Annotated in this window: 26 protein-coding genes and 1 pseudogene; 6 read left to right on the top strand and 21 right to left on the bottom strand. The window is 38.8% G+C overall.

Going from position 1 to position 25,077, the window contains the following annotated elements; all coding sequences use genetic code 11:
* Positions 1 to 184: 184 nt before the first annotated feature.
* Positions 185 to 898, bottom strand: coding sequence for a fatty acid metabolism transcriptional regulator FadR (gene fadR, locus AAEY62_RS11545; protein WP_004335692.1), 714 nt, complete (start codon positions 896 to 898; stop codon positions 185 to 187).
* A gap of 544 nt (positions 899 to 1,442) precedes the next feature.
* Here fadR and dsbB point away from each other — a divergent pair.
* Together dsbB and AAEY62_RS11535 are read left to right on the top strand one after the other, a co-directional pair.
* The gene (gene dsbB / locus AAEY62_RS11540) at positions 1,443 to 1,961 is read left to right on the top strand and encodes a disulfide bond formation protein DsbB (RefSeq protein WP_007584117.1); all 519 of its coding nucleotides are present in this window, start codon (positions 1,443 to 1,445) and stop codon (positions 1,959 to 1,961) included.
* 1 nt (position 1,962) lies between these two features.
* Positions 1,963 to 2,265: a DUF6170 family protein gene (locus AAEY62_RS11535; RefSeq protein WP_010553884.1), complete on the top strand. Its 303-nt coding sequence runs from the start codon at positions 1,963 to 1,965 to the stop codon at positions 2,263 to 2,265.
* Between the two features lie 24 nt (positions 2,266 to 2,289).
* Here AAEY62_RS11535 and AAEY62_RS11530 read toward each other — a convergent pair whose 3' ends face one another.
* Positions 2,290 to 2,586, bottom strand: a complete 297-nt coding sequence (locus tag AAEY62_RS11530) for a ComEA family DNA-binding protein (RefSeq protein ID WP_024589927.1) — start codon at positions 2,584 to 2,586, stop codon at positions 2,290 to 2,292.
* A 313-nt stretch (positions 2,587 to 2,899) separates the two neighbouring features.
* Between AAEY62_RS11530 and AAEY62_RS11525 the strand changes: the two genes are divergently transcribed.
* Positions 2,900 to 3,217: a YebG family protein gene (locus AAEY62_RS11525; protein WP_007584105.1), complete on the top strand. Its 318-nt coding sequence runs from the start codon at positions 2,900 to 2,902 to the stop codon at positions 3,215 to 3,217.
* Positions 3,218 to 3,492: 275 nt separating this feature from the next.
* On the opposite strand, the pseudogene putP reads toward AAEY62_RS11525, so the two are convergent.
* Positions 3,493 to 4,978: pseudogene (gene putP, locus AAEY62_RS11520) on the bottom strand (sodium/proline symporter PutP).
* A 332-nt stretch (positions 4,979 to 5,310) separates the two neighbouring features.
* Here putP and AAEY62_RS11515 point away from each other — a divergent pair.
* Positions 5,311 to 6,537 (top strand): EAL and HDOD domain-containing protein, encoded by a 1,227-nt coding sequence (locus tag AAEY62_RS11515; protein WP_007584100.1) that lies wholly within the window; start codon positions 5,311 to 5,313, stop codon positions 6,535 to 6,537.
* Between the two features lie 234 nt (positions 6,538 to 6,771).
* Here the strand turns inward: AAEY62_RS11515 and AAEY62_RS11510 are convergent, their stop codons facing one another.
* Genes AAEY62_RS11510 through ccmA form a run of 10 tightly spaced genes read right to left on the bottom strand, consistent with a single transcriptional unit; the run spans position 6,772 to position 14,489 of the window.
* Positions 6,772 to 7,503, bottom strand: a complete 732-nt coding sequence (locus tag AAEY62_RS11510; RefSeq protein ID WP_007585858.1) for an MlaA family lipoprotein — start codon at positions 7,501 to 7,503, stop codon at positions 6,772 to 6,774.
* A 9-nt stretch (positions 7,504 to 7,512) separates the two neighbouring features.
* A complete protein-coding gene (gene ccmI / locus AAEY62_RS11505) occupies positions 7,513 to 8,763 on the bottom strand; it encodes a c-type cytochrome biogenesis protein CcmI (RefSeq protein WP_024589929.1) in 1,251 nt (416 codons plus the stop codon).
* Positions 8,764 to 9,225: a cytochrome c-type biogenesis protein gene (locus tag AAEY62_RS11500; protein ID WP_024589930.1), complete on the bottom strand. Its 462-nt coding sequence runs from the start codon at positions 9,223 to 9,225 to the stop codon at positions 8,764 to 8,766.
* Positions 9,225 to 9,794 carry a redoxin family protein gene (locus tag AAEY62_RS11495; RefSeq protein WP_007585852.1) on the bottom strand — a complete coding sequence of 190 codons (570 nt, stop codon included), beginning with the start codon at positions 9,792 to 9,794 and terminating at the stop codon, positions 9,225 to 9,227. The genes AAEY62_RS11500 and AAEY62_RS11495 overlap by 1 nt, the downstream gene beginning before the upstream one ends.
* Entirely contained in the window at positions 9,791 to 11,761 is a 1,971-nt protein-coding gene (locus tag AAEY62_RS11490; RefSeq protein ID WP_350634971.1) for a heme lyase CcmF/NrfE family subunit, read from the bottom strand. Before AAEY62_RS11490 ends, AAEY62_RS11495 begins: the two co-directional genes overlap by 4 nt.
* A 2-nt stretch (positions 11,762 to 11,763) precedes the next feature.
* Positions 11,764 to 12,243 (bottom strand): cytochrome c maturation protein CcmE, encoded by a 480-nt coding sequence (ccmE, locus tag AAEY62_RS11485; protein ID WP_007585848.1) that lies wholly within the window; start codon positions 12,241 to 12,243, stop codon positions 11,764 to 11,766.
* Entirely contained in the window at positions 12,240 to 12,443 is a 204-nt protein-coding gene (ccmD, locus tag AAEY62_RS11480) for a heme exporter protein CcmD (protein ID WP_007585846.1), read from the bottom strand. The genes ccmE and ccmD overlap by 4 nt, the downstream gene beginning before the upstream one ends.
* A 2-nt stretch (positions 12,444 to 12,445) precedes the next feature.
* Positions 12,446 to 13,183 (bottom strand): heme ABC transporter permease, encoded by a 738-nt coding sequence (locus AAEY62_RS11475; RefSeq protein ID WP_007585844.1) that lies wholly within the window; start codon positions 13,181 to 13,183, stop codon positions 12,446 to 12,448.
* Positions 13,183 to 13,869: a heme exporter protein CcmB gene (gene ccmB, locus AAEY62_RS11470; protein ID WP_002959286.1), complete on the bottom strand. Its 687-nt coding sequence runs from the start codon at positions 13,867 to 13,869 to the stop codon at positions 13,183 to 13,185. The genes AAEY62_RS11475 and ccmB overlap by 1 nt, the downstream gene beginning before the upstream one ends.
* Positions 13,869 to 14,489, bottom strand: a complete 621-nt coding sequence (ccmA, locus tag AAEY62_RS11465) for a cytochrome c biogenesis heme-transporting ATPase CcmA (protein WP_350634970.1) — start codon at positions 14,487 to 14,489, stop codon at positions 13,869 to 13,871. Before ccmA ends, ccmB begins: the two co-directional genes overlap by 1 nt.
* A gap of 113 nt (positions 14,490 to 14,602) precedes the next feature.
* On the opposite strand from ccmA, the gene fliK reads away from it, so the two are divergent.
* Both fliK and AAEY62_RS11455 read left to right on the top strand, forming a co-directional pair.
* Entirely contained in the window at positions 14,603 to 17,056 is a 2,454-nt protein-coding gene (gene fliK / locus AAEY62_RS11460; protein WP_350634969.1) for a flagellar hook-length control protein FliK, read from the top strand.
* A 2-nt stretch (positions 17,057 to 17,058) separates the two neighbouring features.
* A complete protein-coding gene (locus AAEY62_RS11455; protein WP_350634968.1) occupies positions 17,059 to 17,367 on the top strand; it encodes an EscU/YscU/HrcU family type III secretion system export apparatus switch protein in 309 nt (102 codons plus the stop codon).
* A gap of 31 nt (positions 17,368 to 17,398) precedes the next feature.
* On the opposite strand, the gene AAEY62_RS11450 is transcribed toward AAEY62_RS11455, so the two are convergent.
* Genes AAEY62_RS11450 through AAEY62_RS11415 form a run of 8 tightly spaced genes read right to left on the bottom strand, consistent with a single transcriptional unit; the run spans position 17,399 to position 25,071 of the window.
* A complete protein-coding gene (locus AAEY62_RS11450) occupies positions 17,399 to 17,800 on the bottom strand; it encodes a DUF2802 domain-containing protein (RefSeq protein WP_007585829.1) in 402 nt (133 codons plus the stop codon).
* 17 nt (positions 17,801 to 17,817) lie between these two features.
* Complete coding sequence (locus tag AAEY62_RS11445) at positions 17,818 to 18,315, bottom strand: chemotaxis protein CheW (protein WP_002959294.1); 498 nt, start codon at positions 18,313 to 18,315, stop codon at positions 17,818 to 17,820.
* Between the two features lie 24 nt (positions 18,316 to 18,339).
* On the bottom strand, positions 18,340 to 19,134 hold the full coding sequence (locus AAEY62_RS11440; protein ID WP_350634967.1) for a chemotaxis protein CheW: 795 nt from the start codon (positions 19,132 to 19,134) through the stop codon (positions 18,340 to 18,342).
* A 3-nt stretch (positions 19,135 to 19,137) separates the two neighbouring features.
* Positions 19,138 to 19,908, bottom strand: a complete 771-nt coding sequence (locus AAEY62_RS11435; protein WP_007585827.1) for a ParA family protein — start codon at positions 19,906 to 19,908, stop codon at positions 19,138 to 19,140.
* Positions 19,909 to 19,920: 12 nt separating this feature from the next.
* Positions 19,921 to 20,880 carry a flagellar motor protein MotB gene (locus AAEY62_RS11430; RefSeq protein ID WP_165736212.1) on the bottom strand — a complete coding sequence of 320 codons (960 nt, stop codon included), beginning with the start codon at positions 20,878 to 20,880 and terminating at the stop codon, positions 19,921 to 19,923.
* Position 20,881: 1 nt separating this feature from the next.
* Positions 20,882 to 21,646: a flagellar motor protein gene (locus AAEY62_RS11425; protein WP_007585825.1), complete on the bottom strand. Its 765-nt coding sequence runs from the start codon at positions 21,644 to 21,646 to the stop codon at positions 20,882 to 20,884.
* Positions 21,639 to 22,805 carry a protein-glutamate methylesterase/protein-glutamine glutaminase gene (locus tag AAEY62_RS11420; protein ID WP_350634966.1) on the bottom strand — a complete coding sequence of 389 codons (1,167 nt, stop codon included), beginning with the start codon at positions 22,803 to 22,805 and terminating at the stop codon, positions 21,639 to 21,641. Before AAEY62_RS11420 ends, AAEY62_RS11425 begins: the two co-directional genes overlap by 8 nt.
* A gap of 58 nt (positions 22,806 to 22,863) precedes the next feature.
* A complete protein-coding gene (locus AAEY62_RS11415) occupies positions 22,864 to 25,071 on the bottom strand; it encodes a chemotaxis protein CheA (RefSeq protein WP_101163316.1) in 2,208 nt (735 codons plus the stop codon).
* Between the last annotated feature and the right edge of the window lie 6 nt (positions 25,072 to 25,077).

Here is a 25,077-nt window from a genome sequence, read left to right as displayed (position 1 = left end):
CAACTTGCACTAATCTGCTTGAATAATAGGTCTATTTTGAAGTGTAAATTGCGTTGTAATTAGATAGAACTTTTGACGTTACTGAAGAAAGCTTAATACATTAAATTGTTTAAAAATTCATATAATGCGGTATTAATTTTTACAGCTACAAAAAAACCTGCAAATGCAGGTTTCTCGTTTAGATTTAATCCATTATATCTGAGGGCATATCGCCACGGATTTTTTGCCAAATCTCACCTGTTTGATGACCGTATTTACGCATCATCGAAATAGCACCATCATGCTCTTTATTTTCTGCCAAGATTGTTAAATCTTTATAAAACTGACGTGCAAGTTCACGAGTTCCGGCATCAGAGAAGTAATGACAACCAATCTTTGAATAAAAGCCTCTAAAACCGTTGAGTATTAATACATAAATACGGTTATTACCCGCAACGGCTAATTCGTGATGAACTTTATAATCGTAGTCAGCAAATGCCTGCGCAGTGTCTTCTAGCTCATGACTTTGTGATAAAATTTCAATTACACGTTCAGGATTTAACTTAATTGCAGCACGTGTATAAATAGCACTAATATTAGTACGTGCAGATAAAAGCTGATCTGTCAGCTCTGGCATCTTGTCTTCATCTAAGCGCGCTAGTGTTTCAAGAATATTTAAGCCAGACGTTTCCCAAAAGTTATTTACTTTTGTTGGTTTACCATGCTGAATTGTTAACCAGCCATCACGTGCTAAACGCTGCAATACTTCTCTCAAGGTCGTTCTTGTTACACCAATTAACTCTGAAAGTTCTCGCTCGGCAGGTAGAATTGAACCTGGAGGGAAATCGCCGTTCCAAATAGATTCAACTATATATTCTTCAGCAAATCCTGCTGGGCTTTTCGCTTTAAAAATTCTCATCCAGTTCCCACTCGAATTAATCAACACTCATCGTTTTACACGAATAACTGACTGATTGTACCAGACGAAGCATAACTAACAAGTAAAGTCAGGTATATTAATAAGCAAATGAGTAGAAATTAAAGATTAATAAATAATAAAATTTAGGTTTTTCTAATATAGCTACAATGTATAAATATACAGAGCAATATTCATTGTAGGTACATTGTAATTATTGGTGTTTTTTATTTACACCATACCTAGCTTAATCAACTTAAAACACATAAGTACATTAAAAAGGAACACCTATGCAACAGAGCGTTCTAACCGCAACTTTAAAGAATTTTTTAGGCAATGCACCAATGTTGTATAAGTAAGCGATATAACTAAGCTTATGTATCAATGGGAACTAAGTAGAGCGTCATGTAGCCTCTGCTGAGGCTGCATTGAGTGGTCAATAATTTCATCTTATAAAAAGCGACTTCGGTAGCTTTTTTTTCCTTTTTGTTGCCGCATACATTATCCTAGGTCATAATCTAACGTCTTATTTAAACGCGGAATTTTTATGAACTGGCTTGCGCAATTACCCACCCAACGTACCCCGTGGCTTTTATTTACAGCTATCGTTTTTTTACTTGAAGTGACCGCCCTTTTCTTTCAATACCAAATGGGATTGGCGCCTTGCATAATGTGCATATATCAACGTACAGCCGTACTGGGTCTATTAGGCGCAGGAATCGTAGGTTCGACTAAACCACAGAGCAAAGCAGTTCGTATATTAGCGTATGTAATTTGGGGTGTATCGAGTGTTTGGGGATATTTAATTGCTCGCGAGCATATTGATATGCAAACCACCACAGACCCCTTTGCATTTAGCTGTGAGTTTGAACCAAACTTCCCATCGTTTATGCCGCTACATGAATGGATACCTAGCTTTTTTCAGGCGACCGGGGATTGTGGAAATATAGATTGGCAGTTTGTTGGTTTGAGCATGCCTGCTTGGATGGAAATTATATTTGGGATTTTCTCACTAACACTATTTATTATAGTTATTGGCCGTTTATTAATTAAAAAGTCGATTTGATATGTTTACATTTTTTTCAAGCCAATTAGATGAGCTTAAACATCTAAAAGTACGCAAGCGCCAAGACGTAATAGCACTTTCTTTAAGTATGTTATCGCCAACTGATAAAGTGTTACTGCGTATTATTAAATTAATATTACTAAGTCCACTATTTTTAATATTCACGGTATTTAAAGGTTGGATATTAATCCCGTTTTTGATACTCGGCGGACTTTGCTACCCACTTTTAACAACACCTATTGAAATCAACTTTGCTAAAAAACACTTAAGCGATGCATTAAAACAATTTAATCAGGGCGCATAGCGCCCTGATTGTTATCTACTGTTATTAAAGTGAAATTTTCCCCTCTAATTTGGCTAATAGTTTTTTACCAATTCCTTTAACTTGCGATAAATCACTAACGCTTTTAAATTCGCCGTTTTCTTCACGGTAATCCACAATTGCCTGCGCTTTTTTCTTACCTATACCCGGTAGCTTAGCAAGCATATCTGCATCAGCATTATTTATACTAATTGTCTCAACTTGAGGCATTTGCTTAGTTACTTCCGATAATTGTGCATATACGGTAGTTGCAGGTAGTAAGCATAATAAGCTTATTATGAATAAATTTTTTAACGTTTTCATCAAACTTGTCCCTATTCTTCTTTTCTTAATTTTGAATGTTGCTCAGGAAAACCAAAAAGTAAGGAACTGAAAAGCTCATCATTTAAAGTGTACCTAAACGCATTATCACTATGATCCGAAATCCTGAAAATGCAGCTGGTACAACAAGTGATTGCTTAACTAAAGTAAAGTTACCGTTTTTTGTCAAATTTAAGACACCTAAAAATTAATACTTCGCGCTTGCAAATTTACGCCCAAACCATTACTGTACATAAAAACAGTAATCTAATGGTTTTTACAAACCACGGTGCCAAGCAATTTTGCAGGAGAAATCATGGCTGTTGTTGTTAAATATGTTGTAGAACGAAACGGAGTCGAGCGTATGACGTTTACTACCAAAAAAGAAGCTGATGCTTATGACAAGATGCTCGATATAGCAGAATCACTTGAGCTAATGCTAGAAAAGGTAGACGTACCGCTTAGTGAGCAACAAATTGAATCACTTGCTTTAGAAATAGCGAAAAGCAAAGATGACTTTATGACCATATTAAAGGGCGGCAAAGATCCAGTTGTTACCAAAGCGCCAGCAAAAAGTAAAAAGTCAGATAACGTTGCATCAATTGAAGATAACAACGATAAAAAAGCAAGTTAACTCGTAGATTGTCCTCTCCTCGGACGGGACAAACTAAATAAAAAAGGGAGCAACTTAGTTGCTCCCTTTTTTATTATACCAATTCGCTTAATTAAGTGATCTATTTTGAGGGTGGAAAAACGTGTTGATAGCTAGGCAAAAAATTTGATATTTAGTTGTTCTAAATGATAATTTTTTAACGCCGGTAGCAACACGTTTAGCACCGCAAAATGATTAAGTATTATCGCGGATTGGTATTACTTACTACTCATTTTAAAATGAATAGTAATTGCTATTTAAAGCTCTTTTTCTACTTCATCAAATAAAGCAGTGATGTTTTGCTCTGGCTCTTTTGTTACTAAGCTAACAACAACAATTGCGATACTCGCTAAAATAAAGCCAGGTACTATTTCATACATAAAGCTACTTAAACTTTCACCATTAATAGTAAACGGACCATAAATCCAAACAAGCACTGTAAACGCACCTACTAACATACCAGATAAGGCGCCAGCAAAATTCATACGTTTCCAATAAAGGCTAAACAATACAAGTGGTCCAAAAGCAGCACCAAAGCCTGCCCATGCATTACTTACTAGGTCTAAAATAGAGCTATCTCTATCGTACGCTAAATAAATTGCAAACAGGGCAACAAATGCAACGCTAATTCGACCAACAGTAACTAATTCAAAGTCGCTAGCATCTTTACGTAAAAATGTTTTATATAAATCTTCAGTCAATGAACTTGAGCTTACTAGCAATTGCGATGAGATAGTACTCATGATAGCAGCCAAAATTGCAGCTAGTAAAAAGCCAGCAATAAGTGGGTGGAACAATAACTCAGAAAGAATTAGGAAAATCGTTTCAGGATCTTCAACTACAATATTATTTTCATAAGTATAAGCAGCACCAAATATACCAGTACCAACAGCACCAAGGGCAGCAACAATCATCCATGTCATACCAATACGGCGAGCTTTAGGCATATCCTTAACACTACGTACCGACATAAAACGAACGATGATATGTGGTTGACCAAAATAACCTAAACCCCATGCCATTGCAGAAATAATACCTAATGCAGAGCCTGCTCCAATCCAGTTAAGCATATCTGGATTTACACTATGTAAAGTAGATTCTAGAGGTTGTTCAAGTAAAGAGTATGCAACGGTAGGCACTAGAATCAGCGCGATGAACATAATACAACCTTGCACGAAATCAGTTAAGCTAACCGCTAAAAAACCACCAAACAAAGTGTATAAAACAACGACACCCGTTGTAATGTATAAACCCACTTCATAACTTAAACCAAATGAGCTTTCAAACAATTTTCCGCCGGCTACAACACCAGATGACGTGTAAAGAGTAAAGAAGACTATAATCACAACAGCAGATACAACACGTAATAAGTTTGACTTATCATTGAAGCGGTTTGAGAAGTAATCTGGGATTGTTATAGAGTCATTTGCTTTTTCAGTGTACACACGTAATCTAGGTGCAACTAACAGGTAATTTAACCAAGCACCAATCACCAATCACCAAACCAATTGCTATCCATGTACTACTAAAACCAGTAACAAACATCGCACCAGGTAGGCCCATTAAAATCCAGCCACTCATGTCAGATGCACCTGCAGATAGTGCAGCAACACTTGGTGATAGATTTCGTCCACCTAACATGTAACCTGATACATCGCCAGTAGATTGCTTATATGCATATAGTCCGATACCTAACATTACAACAAAATATAATGCTAGTGAAATAATCATTCCTGTTTCCAAATTAGCCTCCGCATAATTATTAATAACAGGCTCTTGATCCGAATATTGACTCTTAAAATATTATAATAAAGACACTATTAGGATAAAAACCATTCTCGCTGACTATATCATGCCTAACAATAAAATCTCCAACTTGTTGCTTCCAGCTGATACAAAAATACTCATGTTGAATAATTTTAAAGCGAATTGGTAAAATATAATAAATTAAATAGAAGAAACACCTTAATTTATAATGATAATTTATTAATCATGCAAATATACGTAATGCTATTTTGAATCTTTTGCCATATATTATTACAATACCCAATTACATCACTCTTACGGAACTGTTTATGTATTTTTACGCTGCACGTCAACCGATTTTAGATAGAGATAAAAAACTTATCGGTTATGAGCTTTTATTTCGTGATGGCGTTGATAACGTATTTCCCGATATAGATGGTGACGAAGCAACAACACGACTTATAGAGGGTAGCCAGTTTAATTTTGGTTTAGAAGATTTAACCGACAATAAACCTGCTTATATAAACTTCACCCTAGAAACACTATCAAAGGGTTACCCTACACTACTAGGTAAAGACACTATAGTTGTAGAAATACTTGAAACTATCCAGCCTGGTAAGCGTTTATTAGCTATCGTTAAAGATTTAAAAGATAAAGGTTACACTATTGCTCTTGATGACTACATTCATCAACCTGTATGGCGTCATTTTTACCCATTTATTGATATTATTAAAATAGACTTTTTAGCATCCGATATAGATACAATAAAAACGGTTCTAAACGATTTAAAACCGCACTCACATATTAAGTTACTTGCCGAAAAAGTAGAAACCTATGAAATTTACCAACAAGCTTTAGAGCTTGGGTTTGATTATTTCCAAGGATTTTTCTTCTCAAAACCTGAAATGGTACAAAGTAAGGCTCTACCACCATCAGAAATGGCATTAGCTGAATTACTTTACGAAACATCAAGTGTTGATATGGATCTTAAGAAAATCACTGATGTGTTTGAACGTGATGTAAACCTATCTTATAAATTACTTAGGTATTCAAATTCTGCCGCATTTGCAAGACGCGCAGAAATAAGTACCATTAAGCAAGCTCTTATAGTGCTTGGCGCCAACGAAATTAAAAAGCTATTGTCACTACTGTTTGCAGCACAAGTATCAGCAGATAAACCTGTAGAGCTAATAAGGCTATCGCTTACGCGCGCTCGATTTGCTGAATTGCTCGCTATATCCCATGGGCAGTTTAAAGATACCGGCATGGCATTTTTAACCGGTATGATGTCGCTAATGGATGCAATTTTGGATGAGAGCATGGAAAGCGTGATGAAAAAGCTTCCACTTTCTAATGACATAAAAGCAGCGCTATTAAACGATGAAGGCTTGCTAGCAAAATATTTAAACTTAGTTAAATACTACGAGCAAGCAAACTGGTCAGCTGCAAACGAGCTAACGAAAGAACTAAATCTAGGTGAAAAAGTTCCCGATGCTTATCATGAAGCGCTAGCTTGGGTTAATGAACAAATGCAGTTAGTAGTGAACGAAAAATAAACTACCTGAACTCTGGTTAAGATATTTAAATTTATTTTTCTCTAGCCAGAGATTTTCAGTGAAAACAAGGCGAACTTACGCGTCAATAGTTGACCTATTGCAAGTAAATTCAACGTAGTTAGCGCTGAAAATAACTGCTCGAGATAGATTTATTATCCAGAGTTCAGGTTAAATATATAAACAGCAAATAAAAACGCCAGCATTTAGCTGGCGTTTTTATGAGTGGCTTTTCAATTATAAACTTTCTAAAAAGTCTTCATCAAAATCAGCTGGCTCTTCTTTTATAGGTGGGTTGCCATCGTACAGCTCATAAATTTGACGCTGGAAGTAAATATCTTTTACAAATAAGTACGGATCAAGTGAATCATTTAATAACCCTTCTTGTGGGATTAATGATGCACGTGCCTCAACTGCTTTTAAAACAAACACTAGAATAGTTTGTGGAGTCGTTAGCGCAACTTCAGGTAATACAAAGTTGTCGACTACATCACCGGTCAGGTTACGTGCTGTTGTAGGACCCATGCCAGGTAGCATTAAATAAGCGCCATCACCCACGCCCCATACACCTAACGTTTGTCCAAAGTCTTCATCTACAATTTCAAGACCAAGTGAACTGGCAACATCAAAAATACCAAAAATACCAACCGTAGAGTTAACTAAAAAACGCGCTAAGCTCACACTTGCATTACCCGGCTTACCTTGCAAACCCGCATTAATCATATCGACAGGTGCTGTAATATTACCTGTGAAATTCACAATACCATTTCTTACCGGTACAGGCGTTACTTCAACATAACCTACAGCAACTGGGCGCAATAAATAAGCATCCAGTACATCCATATTAAAGTCGTATAACGGACGATTAATACTTTGCAGCGGATCTCTGTCATCTACTTTGCTTTGTGGTACTTGAGCACACCCGGCTAGTATCAATAAACATAAAAAAGTAAAACTGTGTTTTAACATCTAACGTCCTTAAGGTATTAATGTATCAATTTGAAGTTGGTAGTCACTTACACTTTCACGCTTTAACGACTCTGAATGACCTTCTAGCTCACCAGAACTTGGCATAACCGAGTCATCTATAGAAATACGCGCCGAAATAATAATATTTTCTGCACTAGATAAGTTAAGCCCTGCAACCATTGCACTACTATCACTCAACTCAACTGTAATTGGAAATGAATATTTAGCGAGTTTAACAGCAGCTAATGGCATTGGCGAACCACTTGCTGCTTTTGCAAATATAAACAAGATACCGTCTTTTGGCTGTTTATCTATAAGCTCTTTTGCAATGTCGACTGTAACTGCAATAGCACCCGTTGTAGTAACTGGCATAACAGAACCTTCCGCTCGCATTTGCTTCTCTATATCAGCAATACGCTCAGAGATCATGCTATAACGAGAATCATTTTTTTCCATACTCGCAAGTAAAACTTCAAATGCAGCTTTGGCTTGAGGCCAATCTTTACGCTCATAAGCAATGAGTGCTAATAACGAAATTGCATCTAAATTGGTAGGCTCTACTTTTAGTACTTTTGAGAGCATACCTGCCGCACGGGTCATATTAGCTTCGCTACCTTCTAGCAATAAAACTTGGCTGTAACTAATAAGTACCTGCATATTATCAGGATTCATACGAAGTGCTTTATCAAATGACTGCTGCGCCATGTCAAATTCATTAAGCGACATAGCAACTCGTCCAAGTAGCATCCAAGCGACTTCGTCATCACCTGAGCGGCTAAGCTTTGTACGAAGTGCCAATGCAAAAGCCTGCAGCTCATTTTGGCTAAGCGGCTCACCTTTTTGCATTACAGCACGCTCGCCGTAATCAGCTAAATTATCCATTGCATCATGCCAAGCCGAAATTTGCTGCTGGCTACCCGTTAAACCATAAAAAACACCTGTTAGAGCAAGAACAAATGCGCCACCAGTTAAAGCAAAAATACGATTATTACCTTTGCTGTTTAGTGATTTTTCTGGTGATAACTCATTCAATAAACGGCGTTTTAATTCAATAATTGATTCTGCATGATTTACGGTATCAATACGCTGATTATCTAAATCGGTTTGTAAATCAACTAAACGCTGCTCATAAATGCTAATTAGCTCAGCATTGGCGTTATGAGTAATTGTTTGAACGCGCTCTTTTTTTAAAAAAGGCAACATCACAAACCCAAGAGCAACCAGTGTGAGTAAAGCAAAACACGCCCACATTAAAATCATTTAACTTTGCTCCTGACGTTTATTTTGTTCAATTAGCTTCGTTAACAGCATTTCGTCGTCACTGCTCCACGTTTGTTTTACTGATGCTTTTCGCTGGCGAATAACAATAAAACCAAAGCCGACTATGACAATTAATACAGGTAATACCCAAAGTACTAAAGTCGCTGGTGTAACTGGTGGGTCGTAATGAACAAAATAGCCAAAGCGGTCAATCATGTAATCAATCACTTCGTCTTTGCTCTTACCTTCTTTAACCAATACGAGCACTTTATCGCGCAAGTCTTTAGCAACAACAGCGTCAGAATCCGCAATGTTTTGATTTTGACACTTAGGACAGCGCAGCTCTTTAGTTAGCTCTTCAAACAATATTGCTTGTTTGTTGTTATCAAATTGATAGCGATCTTGCTCTGCAAACGCACTGATGCTTACAAAAAGGCTAAGCGTAAGTAGTAACCATTTCATTATTTAAGCTCCTGCATAATTGGCGCAAATTTGGCTCGCCATACTCGCGGGTTTATATCGCCCGTGTGATGCAACAAAATAGTGCCGTTTTTATCGACTAAAAATGTTTCAGGCGCACCCGAAACACCTAAATCCAACGACAAAGTACGATGTAAATCCAAGATATTAAATTGATATGGGTCACCCGCACGTTGTAGCATATCGCTCACTTCGGTGCGAAGTGATTGCATATCAAAAGGGCCATCAAAGTCAGCGTCGTAACCTTGTACGTAATAAAGCCCAATAATTTTAACGCCTTGCTCACGTAACTTAGTTAAATAACCAAGTTCAACTAAACATGTTGGGCACCAAGTACCCCATACATTTAGTAAGTAAACTTCGCCTTTTAAAGACTCGTTAGTCCACGGCTTATTGTCTTGCATTAAATCAGGTAGATTAAATGCTGGCATTTCTTGACCTAACCGACCCGTTTGAATTTCACGAGGATTAGCAAAAAGGCCTTGGTATAAAAATACACACACAAAAGCAAATACTAAAAGCGGCGCAATAGCTAAAATTTTACGGTTCATAAAATATTCTCCGATGCAGCTCTACGCGCTGTTTTAGCTGATGTACGGTAGCGTTTATCAAATAAAATCATAAATCCAGCTAGGGAAATAAGCACACCACCAATCCACATCCAACGAACAAACGGTTTATGATAAATGCGAAGTGACCATGCACCTTGGCTCAACTGCTCACCTAACGCTAAGTATAAATCACGTGTAAAGCCTGCATCTATTGCCGCCTCGGTCATAAACTGCATACCAATATCATACTTACGCTTTTCGGCGTGTAAGCGTGTTACTAGCTCATTGTTTTTAAGCACCGATACAACACCAGCATGACCACTGTAGTTCGGCCCGCGAATAGTTTTAACACCATCAAAGCGGTATTCATACTCGTTAAGCTGAACTGTGTCGCCTTGTTTCATCGATACGTCACGCTCAACTGAATATGCTGATGTAAGCGTTACACCTGCAATAACAAACGAAATACCAATATGCCCAAGCACCATAGCCCAGTAACTTACACCTAAGCGTTTTAAACCTTCTTTTAAGGTGCCGTGTACAGCAGATTTAGTATAAATGTCGATCCCAGTTGATATTGCAATCCAAACCGCAAGCGTAGTGGCTAGTAGCGTAAGTGGTTTTACTAAATCGTAACTTGAAAACAACCAAGCACAGGTAATCACTACACTGGCTAATACGCCCATTAATATTTTGTTTTGTAAGAAAGCCCATTTATTTTGCTTCCAGCGTAAAAATGGCCCTATCCCCATCAAAATAGCAAACGGCACTAAAATTATTGCAAACATCTTATTAAAAAACGGTTCGCCAATAGAAATACTGCCCAAGCCCATTTCTTTATGAACCATAGGTAATAAAGTACCCAGCAATACGATTAATGTAGCAACTACTAAAAATATATTATTGAGCCATAACGCCACTTCGCGTGATACAAACTTGTATCGACCTTCACTATGTACTTGCGATACACGCAGTGCATATAACGCTAAGCCACCACCTACAACGATGCCTAAAAAGGCGAGTATAAATAAGCCTCTATCAGGGTCTGTTGCAAAAGCATGTACCGATACAATAATACCCGAGCGCACAATAAATGTGCCTAATAAGCTCAATGAAAATGCTGCTATAGCAAGTAATACGGTCCACGATTTAAACACACCGCGTTTTTCAGTTACGCTTAACGAGTGCAGTAATGCGGTCGCAACAAGCCATGGCATTAATGATGCGTTTTCTACTGGATCCCAAAACCACCAGCCACCCCAGCCAAGTTCTGAGTATGCCCACCAGCTACCAATTGTAATACCTAGTGTTAAAAAGCCCCACGCAGTCATTGTCCAAGGACGTGACCATTTAGCCCACGTGTTATCAAGCTTGCCAGTTAATAGCGCAGCAATAGCAAAAGAGAAAGCAACTGATAGCCCTACATAACCCATGTAGAGTAATGGCGGGTGAATAATCATGCCCGGATCTTGAAGCAACGGATTTAAATCACGCCCTTCTACCGGGAAATAAGGAAGTAGGCGCTCAAACGGGCTTGAAAGTAGTAAGGTGTACATCATAAAACCTACACCTAAAAAACCAAGTACGCCCAATACTCGGGCACGTAGCACCCAAGGGAGTGATTTAGAACGCGCAGCAACAACGGCAGTCCAACCAGCTTGCATTACTAACCACAGTAAAATAGCGCCTTCATGGCCGCCCCATGTAGAGGTGATTTTGTAATACCAAGGTAGCGTACTACTTGAATGATATGCCACATACGATACGGTAAAATCATCCGTTACACTGGCGTAAATAAGTGCTGCAAAAGAGATTAAAACAAAAGCGAATTGCCCAATTGCTAAAGAGGGAGCTGCACGCATTAATCGAAGATTACCGGTATGCGCGCCCCAAAGAGGAAAAATACACAGTAAAACGCTTAGCACCATGGCAAGCGTTAAAGAAAAATAACCAATTTCTGGGATCATAGCTAATTACCACTATCTAAGTTGTATTTTGGTTTTTCGTGCTTAATACCTTTAACTGCCTCTGCAACTTCTGCTGGCATATATTCTTCGTCATGCTTTGCAAGCACTTCAAATGCTTCAATAACATTAGGTTCGATTAATACGCCCTGCGCTACAATGCCTTGCCCCTCACGAAACAAGTCTGGCAATATGCCTTGATAACGCACGGTCACTAATGGACCTGTATCAATTAGCTTAAAGCTTACTTGTAAGCTCTGTTCATTACGCTCAACCGTGCCTGGTACAACCATGCCACCAATACGTAGCTTTTGGCCAATGAATGGTTTTTCTTTATTAGGCCCTTTGCCATCAATAAGTTCGCTTGGCGTATAAAAAAGATTAATATTTTCTTGAAGTGCATAAAGCACTAAACCAATTGATCCACCAATACCAAACAGTACGGCAATAATTACCAATAGGCGCTTTTTACGTCTTGGATTCATGAGGCTTGTTCCTGTTTAGCTTTTTTAATTCGCGCTTCACGTATTATTTGTTGCTCAACTGAAGCCATAATACGTTTGGTATCTCTTAAAGAGTTCACTAAAATACCGAGTAAAATAAGAGCGCATGTACCAAAAGAAAGCCAGATATAAAACCCATAGCCTCCCATTGCAATAAAATCAGAAAAAGAGTCAAACTGCATAATTACCCCTTATTTAACAACAAACGCACCCACGGTCGGTGCTTTTCGCGTTGTAAAATTTCATTTTTAAGACGAATTAAAGTCACTGTTCCTACAAAAGCAGCAAAGGCTAAAATATTAACCATAAGTGGCCAAAACATACTTGGGTCTATTGCTTTAGTGTCTAGTTTTGTAATGCTTGCGCCTTGGTGTAGCGTATTCCACCACTCAACTGAGTAATGAATAATAGGTAAATTAATTACGCCAACAATTGCTAAAATAGAAGCTGCACGCCCTGCTGACTTCTTATCTTCAAATGCATGATAAAGCGAAAGCACGCCAAGATATAAAAATAATAAAATAAGTTCAGACGTTAAACGCGCATCCCATACCCACCAAGCACCCCACATAGGTTTACCCCATGCAGCGCCAGTAATAAGCGCTATAGCTGTAATACAAGCACCAACAGGCGCTATAGCAATAACGGCAAGTTCGGCATTTCGTAGTTGCCATACAAGTGCAACAACAGCTGCAATAGCCATTGATGAGTAAGCCCCCATAGACAAAATGGCAGAAGGAACATGAATAAAGATGATACGGTAGCTGTCTTTTTGTTGGTAATCGGCAGGTGCAAAACCAAGCCCCCATACCCATCCAACAATCATACTAACTACAGTAACTACGGCAAAATAAGGCAGTAACGTATTGCATAACTGGTATGCACGCTCTGCTTTAGCATAGGGATGTAACCACTTCCACATTAACTTACACTCACTTTTAAAGCTGACGATATGGCAATTGGTGCGCTAATGATAGCAATAAGTAACATTGCACCAAGGATGGCAAGCTGCCCACTATAATCCAGCGACATGGTGCTGGTATCGATAGCCGACGTTGCAAAAATCAAAACAGGAATATACAAAGGCAGTACGAGTAAACTCATCAAAATACCCCCTTTTTGTAATCCCACAGTAAGCCCTGCGCCTATTGCGCCAATAAAGCTCAATAGTGGAGTGCCTAATAATAATGTTAAAACAGTCGCTGTTAACGCCGTACTTTCTAGGTTTAACAACAATGCAAATAGCGGCGTCATTAATACAAGCGGTAAACCTGTTACCACCCAGTGAGCAGCCACTTTAGCAAGTACGGTTAACGATAACGGGTAAGACGATGCAATTAACTGCTCCAATGAGCCATCATTAAAATCATCTCTAAACAGTTTATCCAAGCCCAGCATGGTAGAAAGTAATGCGGCAACCCAAATAATTCCCGGTGCCATTCTCGCTAGTAAACCAGGCTCAGGCCCGATTGCTAACGGAAATAATGAAATTACAATTAAGAAGAACAAAATAGGATTTACAATTTCAGCGCGCTGGCGAAACGCAAGTTTTACATCTTTGGTAAATACCGCACTAAATAGCAACCAATAAGAATGTTGACGAGTCATTAGTGACGATACTCCAGTGTAACCGTTTGCAAGTTACTAAAATGGGTCGTTAAGTCTTGGTGAGTCGTTAACAAAATAGTTCCACCGTTTAGTAAGTGCTCGGTAAATCGCTGCTGTAAAAAGGCAACACCGCTTTTATCAAGCGCGGTAAATGGCTCATCAAGTACCCATAATTTAGCATCACTTAACCAAAGCCTGACCAAAGCTACACGTCTTTGTTGTCCAGCAGATAACATTCTAACCGGTACATCTTCAAGTCCAACAAGGCCAAGTTGCGCTAAAATGGGATACAAGTCAGGCTGGTTTATGTAGCCATTAATTTGTAACCAATGACTAACATTTTCAACTGCACTAAGCTGAGTATTTACACCTGTTTTGTGGCCTATAAAGAGTAGTTCTCTGGCATACTCTTCGTAATACTTAGATATAGGCTGTTCTTGAAATAAAACAGCTCCTTCATCAGGCACAGAAAAGCCTGCGATAATACGCAATAGCGATGTTTTACCAGCCCCATTAGGACCCGCTAATTGCATGATTTGACCGCTATTAAGGCTAAAATTAAGATCCGCAAACAAACAACGATCTTGCTTGATGCAGGTGACGGACTTAATGTGTAACAAGATGACGATTCTCTCTGCCAAAAATTAGGCGTTAGTCTACCATAATGATAGGGTAATACGAATATTGCTTTAAAATCGATTCACTTAAAATAGAGAAAACTTGATTTAAAATAATGAATACGCCAACGCAAATAACATTATCTAATTCATTGGTTATCAATCAATCGACAAACCCTCAAACCAATGAGTTATCGCAATTACCTAATGAGGTACTTGCGGCTAAAAACATTCAATTTTCGAAAGACTCGATTACGCTTGATGTATTTATTGATAAACATTGGCAAACATTAAGACTTGGCACTACAAGCGCACCTCAAAATTTACAAAAGATAGCCAGTGCTAACATACAACTTAGTCCCGATGGCAAACAGCTCAACATCACGCCAAACACTACAACCCTTACTTTAAATCAACCAGTACAATTACAGCGTTTATTAAATTATGTAAGCACGGGCACTGAGGTACAAAGCAAACCAATGGATTTACAGGTGGTTATGTCCCCTACCCCAAAATTAGTAATTGATAAACTTAACGCCAGTATTGCCATAAATAAAGACGTAGCGCAGTTACTTTTAACTGAGCAGCCTTTAAAAGTAGTTGTTAGTACGACTAACAAAGGCGCACAGCTTAATGTTATTAATCGCTTTGCAGATACAATTCATACGCAACCACTTAGCCAAACTAAACTTACTAAATTACTCGTGGCCTTATTACCTAGTGCGCAACTTCAAGCAACACCTAAACTAGCTATTTTGACTCATCCTCAAAAGTCAGGTTCGTTTACAACGCCTATTACTAATCAACAAGTTAGTGAGCTACCCAACACCCCCATTAAAGTAAATTTAGTAAATCAGGCTGATAAATTACTTATTAAAACCGCTACTAATAATATAAAAGTAACGCTTAATAACTCATTTTCTAAACCGTTTAACGAGATACTTTTAGCTCAAAAAAGCAGTGTTCCTGAAATACCTTTTTCTGCGTCCACTATTAAAGCAAGCCCACTGCTTACACCTAATAGCCCAATAAAGTCGTGGCTACAAAATAGCTTTAGTGATTTAAAAACGCGAATTAATGATGCAGTTAAATATTTTGAAAGTAAGCCCTTTGCAGCAGCAAATAAATCTGAGTTAATGCCGCCGTCTGCATCATCTGCAATACAAAGGCCGGGCTTAGTTATGCAATTAACAGTATCACCGTTAAATAGAGTGAACATTACCCAAAATGTAAGTACTGCGTTAAATAGTAATACTAGCAATACTTTATCAGAGCACTTTTCAAGACTCCCGCCACTTGTACAATTAACTCAGCAAATAAAAGGAAGTGTTAGTGTTTGGCAATCACCTTCAAACACAGCAACAACCTACACGCCAATAACAAATAACATTACTCAAAACGAAGTGGCGAGCGCTAAGCCAAGTAGCTTAAACGCGAGTCAATTGAGTGATCTGAATATTAGTACCAACAGTAAAGTTGATACGTTAATTAAGCCTACAAGTGAAATTGTTACTAAAGGGCAAACAACTTCTTCAGTGCAACCAGTAATAAACGGCAACAATCAAAACAGTGTAAACCCAGCCTCGATTAAAAACATGCTCCCATTAGTAGAGCCTTTATCTAATATTGCCTCTCGTAGTCAAATGCTACAACCAATAGAAGCAAAGCTATTAAGCACATTATTAAAGCTTCCTGATGCCACAATCCCTACGGATAGAGTAGCTGGTAACAAACAGCTTTTAAGTAGTCAAATTACTGATATTACAAATAGAGCAATAAAAGAAACGCCCGATTTAACTCGCTTAATTAACCAAGCATTTAATCGCATGGTCTCTAGTAATAATATTAACCCTGCGACCATACAGCGTGAAGTATTAGCCACCTTACAGCCATCTCAATTAACGGGTGATATACTACAAAGTAGCTTCACTAAAGGACTTGAACAAGTTGCAGTGAGTATTTTAGCAGCCCCTATAATTAGCCAATCAGTAACACCGATAAGCTTTAATAACCAAACTGGCTTAGATGCACTTTTACAAGTACTCATACCTACTTTTAAAACAGGAAACGCGGGAGCAAAAATACTTGAACAACTGCAGCAAGCTCAAGTTCAAGCATTGGCTAGCGAAATCGTACACGTTAAAAATACACTTACCCAAGTAAGTGTTTCAACACCAAATCAGCAACCTGACACAAACCCGCTTGCACAATTTTTATTACCAATGAAATTGCCGCCTGAGGCCGCCCAAACAGAAATAACACTGGGGCAATATAAAAAGCCAAGCGCAGATAAATTAGAAGATAAAAATGTATGGTTTGTCAGGTTAAACTTTGATTATGCACAGATTGGGCAGTTACAGATTACCGCTGAGTTAATGGATAAAGCACTCGATTGCCAGCTATTAGCCTCGAGCCAAGAAGTAAGCGCAATTGCTCACCCTCACTTAGATAATTTAAGATCCAAACTAGCTAAGCACGGTTTACAAGTTGGAGAGCTCAACTTAAAGCGAGGCGATGCAAATAATCAGGAATTTTATAAATCTCATGCAATTATTAATATTAAGGTTTAGTAATGAGTGATACACCTATTAATAAGTCAGCCATTGGGCTTTTATACGAAGCTGGCAACACACCCACTGTAAGTGTAAAAGGGTTTGGTGAGTTAGCTGACGAAATAATTGCAGTGGCAAAATTAAAAGGAATTATGATCCACGAAGATGCTGCGCTTGCTAAAACGTTGTCGCATTTAAGCTTAGGGGAAGAAATCCCTAAAGAGCTTTATTATGTAATTGCAGAGCTTATTGCGTTTTCGTATGTATTAAGAGGTCAATTTCCGCCAGGCTGGCAAGACTTTCAAGGTAAGTTAAATATTAAAGCGTGAGATTATTTACACGCTTATAACTAAAAAGGCGCTAAGCGCCTTTTTGTTTATGTAGTGAAAACAGTAATTCGGCTTCTGCTCGCGGTAATTCGCATTCGCGTATCACCTCATCGAGGTCCGCACCTAACTCAACCATTTTTACTGCACGAGAGTAAATTTTAGCATCAGGGTCATCGTATTTCTGCGCAGCTTGTTGCTGTATCAAATCTTGATTTTGTTGCTCAACCTCAAGCACTCGCTTACCAATACTTAAAAGCCCTGTTCTAAGCTCTGAAATTTCACTTCGCAAAATATGAGTTTGCTCTGAGCTATCTTTAAGCTGCTGTAATACAGCATTAATTTCATTCACTTGTTTGTTTTTTAATGCAATTATTAGCGCAAGCGATATAAGACCTACCGCTAACGCTGATATAGCTATACTAAGTAACAGCATAATTTATTTGGTAAAGCTTATATATCGCTTAACTCATCCCATTCATCATCGCTGAGTAACTTGTTTAAATCGACTAAAATCAGTAGCTCATTATCACGATTACAAACGCCTTGAATAAACTTAGCACTTTCTTCAGTACCAACATTTGGTGCACTATCGATTTCAGAGCTGCGTAAATAAACGACTTCAGATACGCTGTCGGCTAAAATGCCGATAACTTGTTCTTCAGCTTCAATAATTAATATACGAGAATTATCGGTTGCATCAGCAGCTAACAAACCAAAACGTGCACGAGTATCAATAACAGTTACAACGTTACCGCGTAAGTTAATAATACCAATAACGTAAGAAGGTGCACCTGGTACAGGGGCTATCTCTGTATAACGAAGTATTTCTTGTACTTGCATTACATTTACGCCGTAGGTTTCTTCCTCTAGCTTAAACGTAACCCACTGTAAAATTTCATCATTATTATCTGCGTTTTTATTTGCTGACAGTAATTTATCTTGATTCATGCTATTACCCCGTAATGGTCATTACTACTGACGGCTATCTAAGCCTTTCTCTAATAATATATTTAAATTATCTACATCTATTAAAGCACACATTTTTTCTTTTATAACACCAGCAAGCCATGGGCGCTTACTTTTATTTGTACGCCATTTTACATCTTCTTTACTCAATGTAATGTTATTTATCAACTTTTCAGCTAATAAGCCCCACTGGCTATCACCTAAGGTAATTAAATACTGATAATCTAAAGACGCCTCTAATTTATCATCATACTTTTCTGGCATTACCCAACGAGCAGTATCAACAACATTAAGCTTTTCTTCTCTGTTGAGCATAACGCCTTTAAACCACTTTGGCTTACCAAATAAATGATTTACTTCACCTAATTGATGTATACCGCCTAATGCTTTTAATGGCACAGCCAATGTTAAACCAGCAACTTCAAAAAATAATGCCTGAAATTCACCATCAAAATAGTCAGATTGGCTAGTGGTTACAATCTGTGGTTCTGGTTCTTCTGTAATCGTACTTATCGGCTCTATTACTTCATCGTCAATGGCTTTATTAACTTTTTCGGCTTCAAAAATAGGTTCAACTATCGGCTTAATTTCAGAATTAAGTAAGTCTTGATCAAATATTTTTTCTGCCGCTTTTATCTGTTCTTTTGGTTTTAAATGAATATGTTCTTGCTGCGAGTCGTGTGGCATTTGCTCAAGTAATTTTGCGACTGGCTCAAGGTTATCTACAGGCTCGTCTTCACATAACAAAGCCCCTAGGTATTGTTTCATTACTTTTTCATTAGCAAATAATTGCTTACTCATTCATTAACCTTGTTCAATTAAATATTCTAGCAGTGCTTTATATGCGTATACACCACGCGAACGAGGACAATACTCTACAGGCACTTTTTGCGCAAAGCTTGCATCTCTAAATTTAGTATCTACCGGTATCACACCTGGCCAGACTTTATCACCATACGTACTTTGCAGTGTTTTATATGCTTCTAACGATGCTTTAGTTCGTTTATCATACATAGTAGGGATTATAGTATATTGATAATCTTTCGCTTGAGAGGTTTGCATTAATTCCATAGTGCGCATCATTCTATCAAGCCCTTTCAGTGCTAAAAATTCCGTTTGCACTGGCACTAAAATTCGCTCACTTGCTGCAAGCGCATTAACCATTAACACCCCTAAAACTGGGGGGCAATCTAAAATGGCATAATCGTAATGTTCACTGATTTTTGCAAGCGCTTTTTTTAGTATTAATCCCATACCTGTTTTATTTCCCATGCTTCTATCAAGCGTGGCTATCGCCATTGTTGCGGGTAAAATATCTAGGTTTTCAAGTGTTGATGGGCATAAAGCTTGAAGTATCTCTTCACTTTGCATGCTCGTGCCACGCGCAAAAATATCATATACACTGACTTCCAAATCTTCTGAGTCAATGCCAAAGTAATAAGTGAGTGATGCATGGGGGTCTGTATCAATAAGCAACACACGCTTACCCTGCAAAGCTAAAATACCAGCAAGGCTCACTGCTGTTGTTGTTTTACCAACACCACCTTTTTGATTTGCGACAGTCCAAATCTTCACATTACATCCTAATTACTGTTCATTGCGCGTTGTTATGCGAATACCACCATGAGGCAAACGAATTATTTTTATTGTATCGTCATCTGAAGGGAGCTCAATTTCAGGCTCTTCCGCTACTGGCTTAACGGCTTGTTCATCACCTTTAATGTCTTGTATTGGTGGTAAACCATACTTAGAAAGTGCAATAACAACTTTACGATTTTCTGCTCGCCCTTGTTCTGTATCGTTACTTACAAAAGGTGAATATTGACCATAACCTTCTATCGCCATTCTGGCAGAATTAATACCTAATGCTTCCAGCTCTACTAAAATAGATGTTGCTCTAGCAACCGAGAGTTCCCAATTTGAGCGAAATATTTCATTGCGAATACTTTCATCATCAGTATAGCCACGCACCCTAATATAGTTATCTACTGGAGCAATAATATCTTTAACAATTTTGACGACTTGTTTTGCCCTAGAGTGTGCAACTGAGCTACCACTTGAAAATAACATACCTGAGCTTAGCTCTATAATCAGCCAATCTTGATTAAGCTCTAAGCTGGCTTCTCCATCACGAATTTCATCAATAAGCGCTGACTGCAGTTTAGTAAGTAAGCTATCGAGTGGTTTACCTAAATATTTTTGTTGTATGTTACTTGTATCACTTTGACCATCGAGTAACTCTGGACCTTGTTCTTCTTTTAAAATACTTTCACCATAAAGAACTTCTTGTTCAGGTGTCACTCTATCAGTCAATATTCCATTACCATTGACGCCCTCACCTTGCTGGGAGTGCTGGCGGGCAGATTTATCAAAAACGTGTTCAAGGGAGTCTGACAATATTTGAAATTGTTCTTCTTTGTTGATCGCTATCGCATATAGCACCACAAAAAAAGCAAACATAATGGTCATGTAATCGGCATACGATACAAGCCAACGCTCTGTATGTTGACTTTTAGGAGCAGAGTGACGCAGTCGTCGGCGTAGCATGTTATTCGTCCACTAAATTAGGACGCTCTACACGGTAGGCTTCAAGCTTTAATTCTATATTTACTGGGCTTTCGCCAACGCTTATTGCAATCACGCCTTCGGCAAGCATTTCATGGTAAAGCATTTTTTGCTCTACACGCTGTTTTAACTTATTTGCCATAGGTAAAAACAATAAATTAGCTAAACCAACACCATAAATAGTCGCGATAAATGCCGTTGCAACGCCTGCACCAAGCATTTGTGGATCGGTAATAAACGACATTGCCTGTATTAAACCAAGCACAGCACCTAAAATACCAATGGTAGGACTGTAGCCCCCCATCGCTTCATAAACACGTGCGGCTTCAAGCAAGCGATCGCGTTCTAGCAGTAAATCAATTTCAAGCGTGTCACGTAGTTTTTGCTCTGAGCAGCCATCTACAAGCAAGCTTAAACCTTTTGCTGCATATGCATCTGGGTGAGCTAGCGCTTCATTTTCAAGCGCTAAGTAACCTTCTTGACGTGCCTTATGAGACCATCGCTTAACTTGTTCTATTGCATCTTCAATATCATATTGTGGCGCAACAAAAACCCAAGAGCTCATATTTAGCATTTTTTTAAAGGTACTTGCTGATGTTTGCAACATAACAGCACCAAGCGTGCCGCCTAATACAATAATAAGGGCAGGACCATTAAATAAAGCAGAAACAACGCCGCCTTCTAAAGAGTAACCTAGACCTATTGCACCCAGTGCTACAAATAGTCCAAATATTGAGAGTTTATCCACAACCTACCTCTCTCTTTATACGTGCTGCAACATCGCTCAATGCTAAGCTTTCACTCGAAAGCCCCGCATTAGCAATGGCTTGAGGCATTCCATAAACAACACAGCTTTTCTCATCCTGTGCCCAAATAGTTGCCCCCGTTTGCTTTAACATTCTTGCACCGTCACGTCCATCAGCGCCCATGCCTGTTAAAACGATAGCAAGCACATCGCCTTGATACGTTTTTGCTGCACTGGCAAACGTTACATCTACACTCGGTTTATAACTTATTCTCTCGCTATGATCTTCAAACACGCGCAGTGTTCTATTTGCCCCACGCCCTTCTACCATCATCTGCTGTCCGCCAGGCGCTAGATAAGCCGTTCCTGGTTGTAAGCGGTCACCTTGTTGCGCTTCTTTCACTTTTATTTGGCACAGGCCATTTAAACGTGCCGCAAATGCAGGTGTAAAAGCCGCAGGCATATGCTGAATAAGCAAAATAGGATGAGGAAAATTAGCAGGCAATTGAGTTAATATAGTTTGTAGTGCAACAGGGCCACCTGTAGAAGTGCCAATAGCCACAAGCTGGTATTGCTTTCCACTTGCTCGCATTGAGGCAACATTTGAACCTGACGGTATTGTAGGTGCTGCTCTTTGAAAGCTTCTATCGGGTTGTTTTATCGAAGGCGTTACTGTGTTTGTTCTTTGCGAAAGTGAGCTTGTTATCGGTTTAGTTGATATTACTGGCTTAGGTGGTGTTGCAGATTTAAACGTTCGCGGTAAACGTCTTCGCCCTATATCTTTCACTTTATTTTGCAAAAGCTTTATAGCGTCTTCATTATTGCGAGCGATGTCTTCAAATTTTTTCGGTAAAAAATCCATTGCTCCAGCATCTAGCGCATCAAACGTTGCTGTTGCGCCATCACGTGTTAGTGATGAAAACATTAAGATAGGCGTTGGATTACTCGCCATTATCTCTTTAACTGCGCTAATACCATCAAGCACAGGCATTTCTACATCCATAGTGATCATATCTGGACGTAGCTGAGCTGCTTTTTCAACAGCTTCTCTGCCATTCACAGCAAAGCCTATAACTTGTATGTCGCTATCTTGCTCAAGAATTTCGCTTACCCTGCGGCGAAAAAAGCTTGAATCATCAACAACTAAAACTTTAACGGCCATTTAGCTCTCTTATTAAATTTATGCGTAGGTATATATTAAATATATACCTACTTTATTATTAGCCTGCGTAATGTTTTAACATGTTTGGAACGTCTAAAATCAGTGCAATGCCACCATCTGAAGTAATTGTAGCGCCTGCCATACCTGGGGTACCTTGTAGTAACGCATCAAGTGGTTTAATTACAACTTCTTCTTGGCCAATTAATGAGTCAACAACAAAACCAATTTGCTGCGTACCAATTTGCACAATAACTACATGGCCTTTTGCTTTTCGCTGTGAACGATCTGAGCCTTTAACTAACCAGTGCTCGAGGTAGAATAACGGTATTGCCTTTTTACGCACAATAATTGTTAATTGCCCATCAACCACATTTGTTTTCGTTAAATCTAAGTTGAATATTTCACTAACACCAGCAAGTGGTAACGCAAATGTTTGTGCGCCAACAATTACCATTAAGGTCGGTAATATGGCTAAGGTAAGTGGTACTTTTATCTCTAAAATGGTACCTACGCCTAACTCAGATTGAATACTTACAGAGCCGTTCAATTGGGTGATTTTAGTTTTCACCACATCCATTCCAACACCACGACCTGAAATATCAGATATCTCTTCTTTTGTTGAAAAGCCAGGTGCAAAAATGAGGTTGTATGCTTCAGTGTCAGAAAGTCGACTCGCTTGATCGTGGTCGAGTACGCCTTTACTAATTGCTATTTTTTTCAGTTTCTCAGCATCCATACCAGCGCCATCATCTTTAATGGTCAACAAAATATGGTCGCCTTCCTGAGACGCTGATAAAGTAACATTACCTGTTCTAGGCTTACCGGCAGCCTCACGAACAGCTGGCATTTCAATACCGTGGTCAACTGAGTTTCGAACTAAATGCACAAGCGGATCGGCTAGTGCTTCCACTAAGTTTTTATCTAAATCGGTTTCTTCACCTACAAGTTGTAAGTCAATGTCTTTGTTTAAGCTGCGTGCTAAATCGCGTACTACGCGAGGGAAACGACCAAATACCTTTTTAATTGGTTGCATTCGCGTTTGCATAACCGCGCCTTGAATATCAGCAGTCACTACATCTAAGTTAGAGATTGCTTTACCCATTGCTTCACTGTCTGAGTTAGTCGCTAAACTAACCAAACGATTTCGCACAAGTACTAACTCACCAACCATATTCATAATTTGGTCAAGTCGTTTTGTATCTACGCGAACTGTCGTCTCTGCTGCTGGTGGCGCTGATTTTTTAGGCGTTGCTGGCGCTGCTTTAGCAACCGGTTTTTCTACCGGTTTAGAAGCGGGTGCTTTTACAGGTTCTGGTTTTTTTACAGGCACACTCGCTTTTGCAGCTGGTTTAGCTGGGATATTGGGCTGTTTCACAGCTGGAGTGCTTTCTATTGATTTAGGTGCAGTGCCTTTACCATGAAGTTCATCAAGAAGCGCTTCAAATTCATCATCACTAATTTCATCATCTGATGAATTAGCAGTATTTGACGCTGGTTTAGCTGGTTCTACAGGTGCTTTAACTGCACTACTTTGCTCAGGTGCTTTACTCGCAACCTCACCAAAACTGCCAACTCCATGTAACTCGTCTAATAAGCTGTCAAATTCATCATCAGTAATATCACCATTAAAATCACTACTACTTGCTACTGGCTTTTCAACTGCAGGACCTTGTCCTTTACCGTGTAGTTCATCAAGTAAGTTTTCAAATTCATCTTCAGTGATTTCGTTTATTTCAGCATCACTAACCGAAGGAGTTCCGCTAAACATTTCATCAAATGCAAATGGATCTTCCTCATCAGCTATTGGCGTATCAACTACTTCATCAAGAGGTTGTTCAACGTCAGTTTCTGAAGCGACTCCGTTAAGCTCGGCTTCTGTTGGAGGTAGGCCCAAAATGTGGAGGGTTTGAAGTAACTCAGGATCTGCTGGTTCTGGCTTATCCCTATTTTGGATAGTCGCGAACATTTCATTAATGGTGTCGAGCGCTTGTAAAATAACATCCATTAACTCTGAATTGACCGTTCGCACGCCTTGACGTAGTAAATCAAATACGTTTTCAGCGCCGTGGCAAGCATCAACAAGTTCTGTCATAGCTAAAAAGCCTGCACCACCTTTTACAGTGTGAAAGCCTCTAAATATGGCATTTAGTAACTCGGTATCTTCTGGATTATTTTCCAGTTCAACTAACTGTTCAGATAAAAGCTCTAGGATTTCTCCTGCCTCTACAAGAAAGTCTTGTAAAATATCTTCATCGACTTCAAACATGCAGTT

The sequence above is a fragment of the Pseudoalteromonas sp. GW168-MNA-CIBAN-0100 genome, assembly GCF_040309225.1.
In the GTDB taxonomy this organism is placed as follows: Bacteria; Pseudomonadota; Gammaproteobacteria; order Enterobacterales; family Alteromonadaceae; genus Pseudoalteromonas; species Pseudoalteromonas arctica.
The sequence above is the reverse complement of the archived record's forward strand: the minus strand, read 5'-3'. Positions and strand labels throughout refer to the sequence as shown.

Coding starts and splice junctions, on each gene's coding strand:
- fadR (WP_004335692.1), bottom strand. CDS start 898: ATGAGAATTTTTAAAGCGAAAAGCCCAGCAGGATTTGCTGAAGAATAT.
- dsbB (WP_007584117.1), top strand. CDS start 1,443: ATGAACTGGCTTGCGCAATTACCCACCCAACGTACCCCGTGGCTTTTA.
- AAEY62_RS11535 (WP_010553884.1), top strand. CDS start 1,963: ATGTTTACATTTTTTTCAAGCCAATTAGATGAGCTTAAACATCTAAAA.
- AAEY62_RS11530 (WP_024589927.1), bottom strand. CDS start 2,586: ATGAAAACGTTAAAAAATTTATTCATAATAAGCTTATTATGCTTACTA.
- AAEY62_RS11525 (WP_007584105.1), top strand. CDS start 2,900: ATGGCTGTTGTTGTTAAATATGTTGTAGAACGAAACGGAGTCGAGCGT.
- AAEY62_RS11515 (WP_007584100.1), top strand. CDS start 5,311: ATGTATTTTTACGCTGCACGTCAACCGATTTTAGATAGAGATAAAAAA.
- AAEY62_RS11510 (WP_007585858.1), bottom strand. CDS start 7,503: ATGTTAAAACACAGTTTTACTTTTTTATGTTTATTGATACTAGCCGGG.
- ccmI (WP_024589929.1), bottom strand. CDS start 8,763: ATGATTTTAATGTGGGCGTGTTTTGCTTTACTCACACTGGTTGCTCTT.
- AAEY62_RS11500 (WP_024589930.1), bottom strand. CDS start 9,225: ATGAAATGGTTACTACTTACGCTTAGCCTTTTTGTAAGCATCAGTGCG.
- AAEY62_RS11495 (WP_007585852.1), bottom strand. CDS start 9,794: ATGAACCGTAAAATTTTAGCTATTGCGCCGCTTTTAGTATTTGCTTTT.
- AAEY62_RS11490 (WP_350634971.1), bottom strand. CDS start 11,761: ATGATCCCAGAAATTGGTTATTTTTCTTTAACGCTTGCCATGGTGCTA.
- ccmE (WP_007585848.1), bottom strand. CDS start 12,243: ATGAATCCAAGACGTAAAAAGCGCCTATTGGTAATTATTGCCGTACTG.
- ccmD (WP_007585846.1), bottom strand. CDS start 12,443: ATGCAGTTTGACTCTTTTTCTGATTTTATTGCAATGGGAGGCTATGGG.
- AAEY62_RS11475 (WP_007585844.1), bottom strand. CDS start 13,183: ATGTGGAAGTGGTTACATCCCTATGCTAAAGCAGAGCGTGCATACCAG.
- ccmB (WP_002959286.1), bottom strand. CDS start 13,869: ATGACTCGTCAACATTCTTATTGGTTGCTATTTAGTGCGGTATTTACC.
- fliK (WP_350634969.1), top strand. CDS start 14,603: ATGAATACGCCAACGCAAATAACATTATCTAATTCATTGGTTATCAAT.
- AAEY62_RS11455 (WP_350634968.1), top strand. CDS start 17,059: ATGAGTGATACACCTATTAATAAGTCAGCCATTGGGCTTTTATACGAA.
- AAEY62_RS11450 (WP_007585829.1), bottom strand. CDS start 17,800: ATGCTGTTACTTAGTATAGCTATATCAGCGTTAGCGGTAGGTCTTATA.
- AAEY62_RS11445 (WP_002959294.1), bottom strand. CDS start 18,315: ATGAATCAAGATAAATTACTGTCAGCAAATAAAAACGCAGATAATAAT.
- AAEY62_RS11440 (WP_350634967.1), bottom strand. CDS start 19,134: ATGAGTAAGCAATTATTTGCTAATGAAAAAGTAATGAAACAATACCTA.
- AAEY62_RS11430 (WP_165736212.1), bottom strand. CDS start 20,880: ATGCTACGCCGACGACTGCGTCACTCTGCTCCTAAAAGTCAACATACA.
- AAEY62_RS11420 (WP_350634966.1), bottom strand. CDS start 22,805: ATGGCCGTTAAAGTTTTAGTTGTTGATGATTCAAGCTTTTTTCGCCGC.
- AAEY62_RS11415 (WP_101163316.1), bottom strand. CDS start 25,071: ATGTTTGAAGTCGATGAAGATATTTTACAAGACTTTCTTGTAGAGGCA.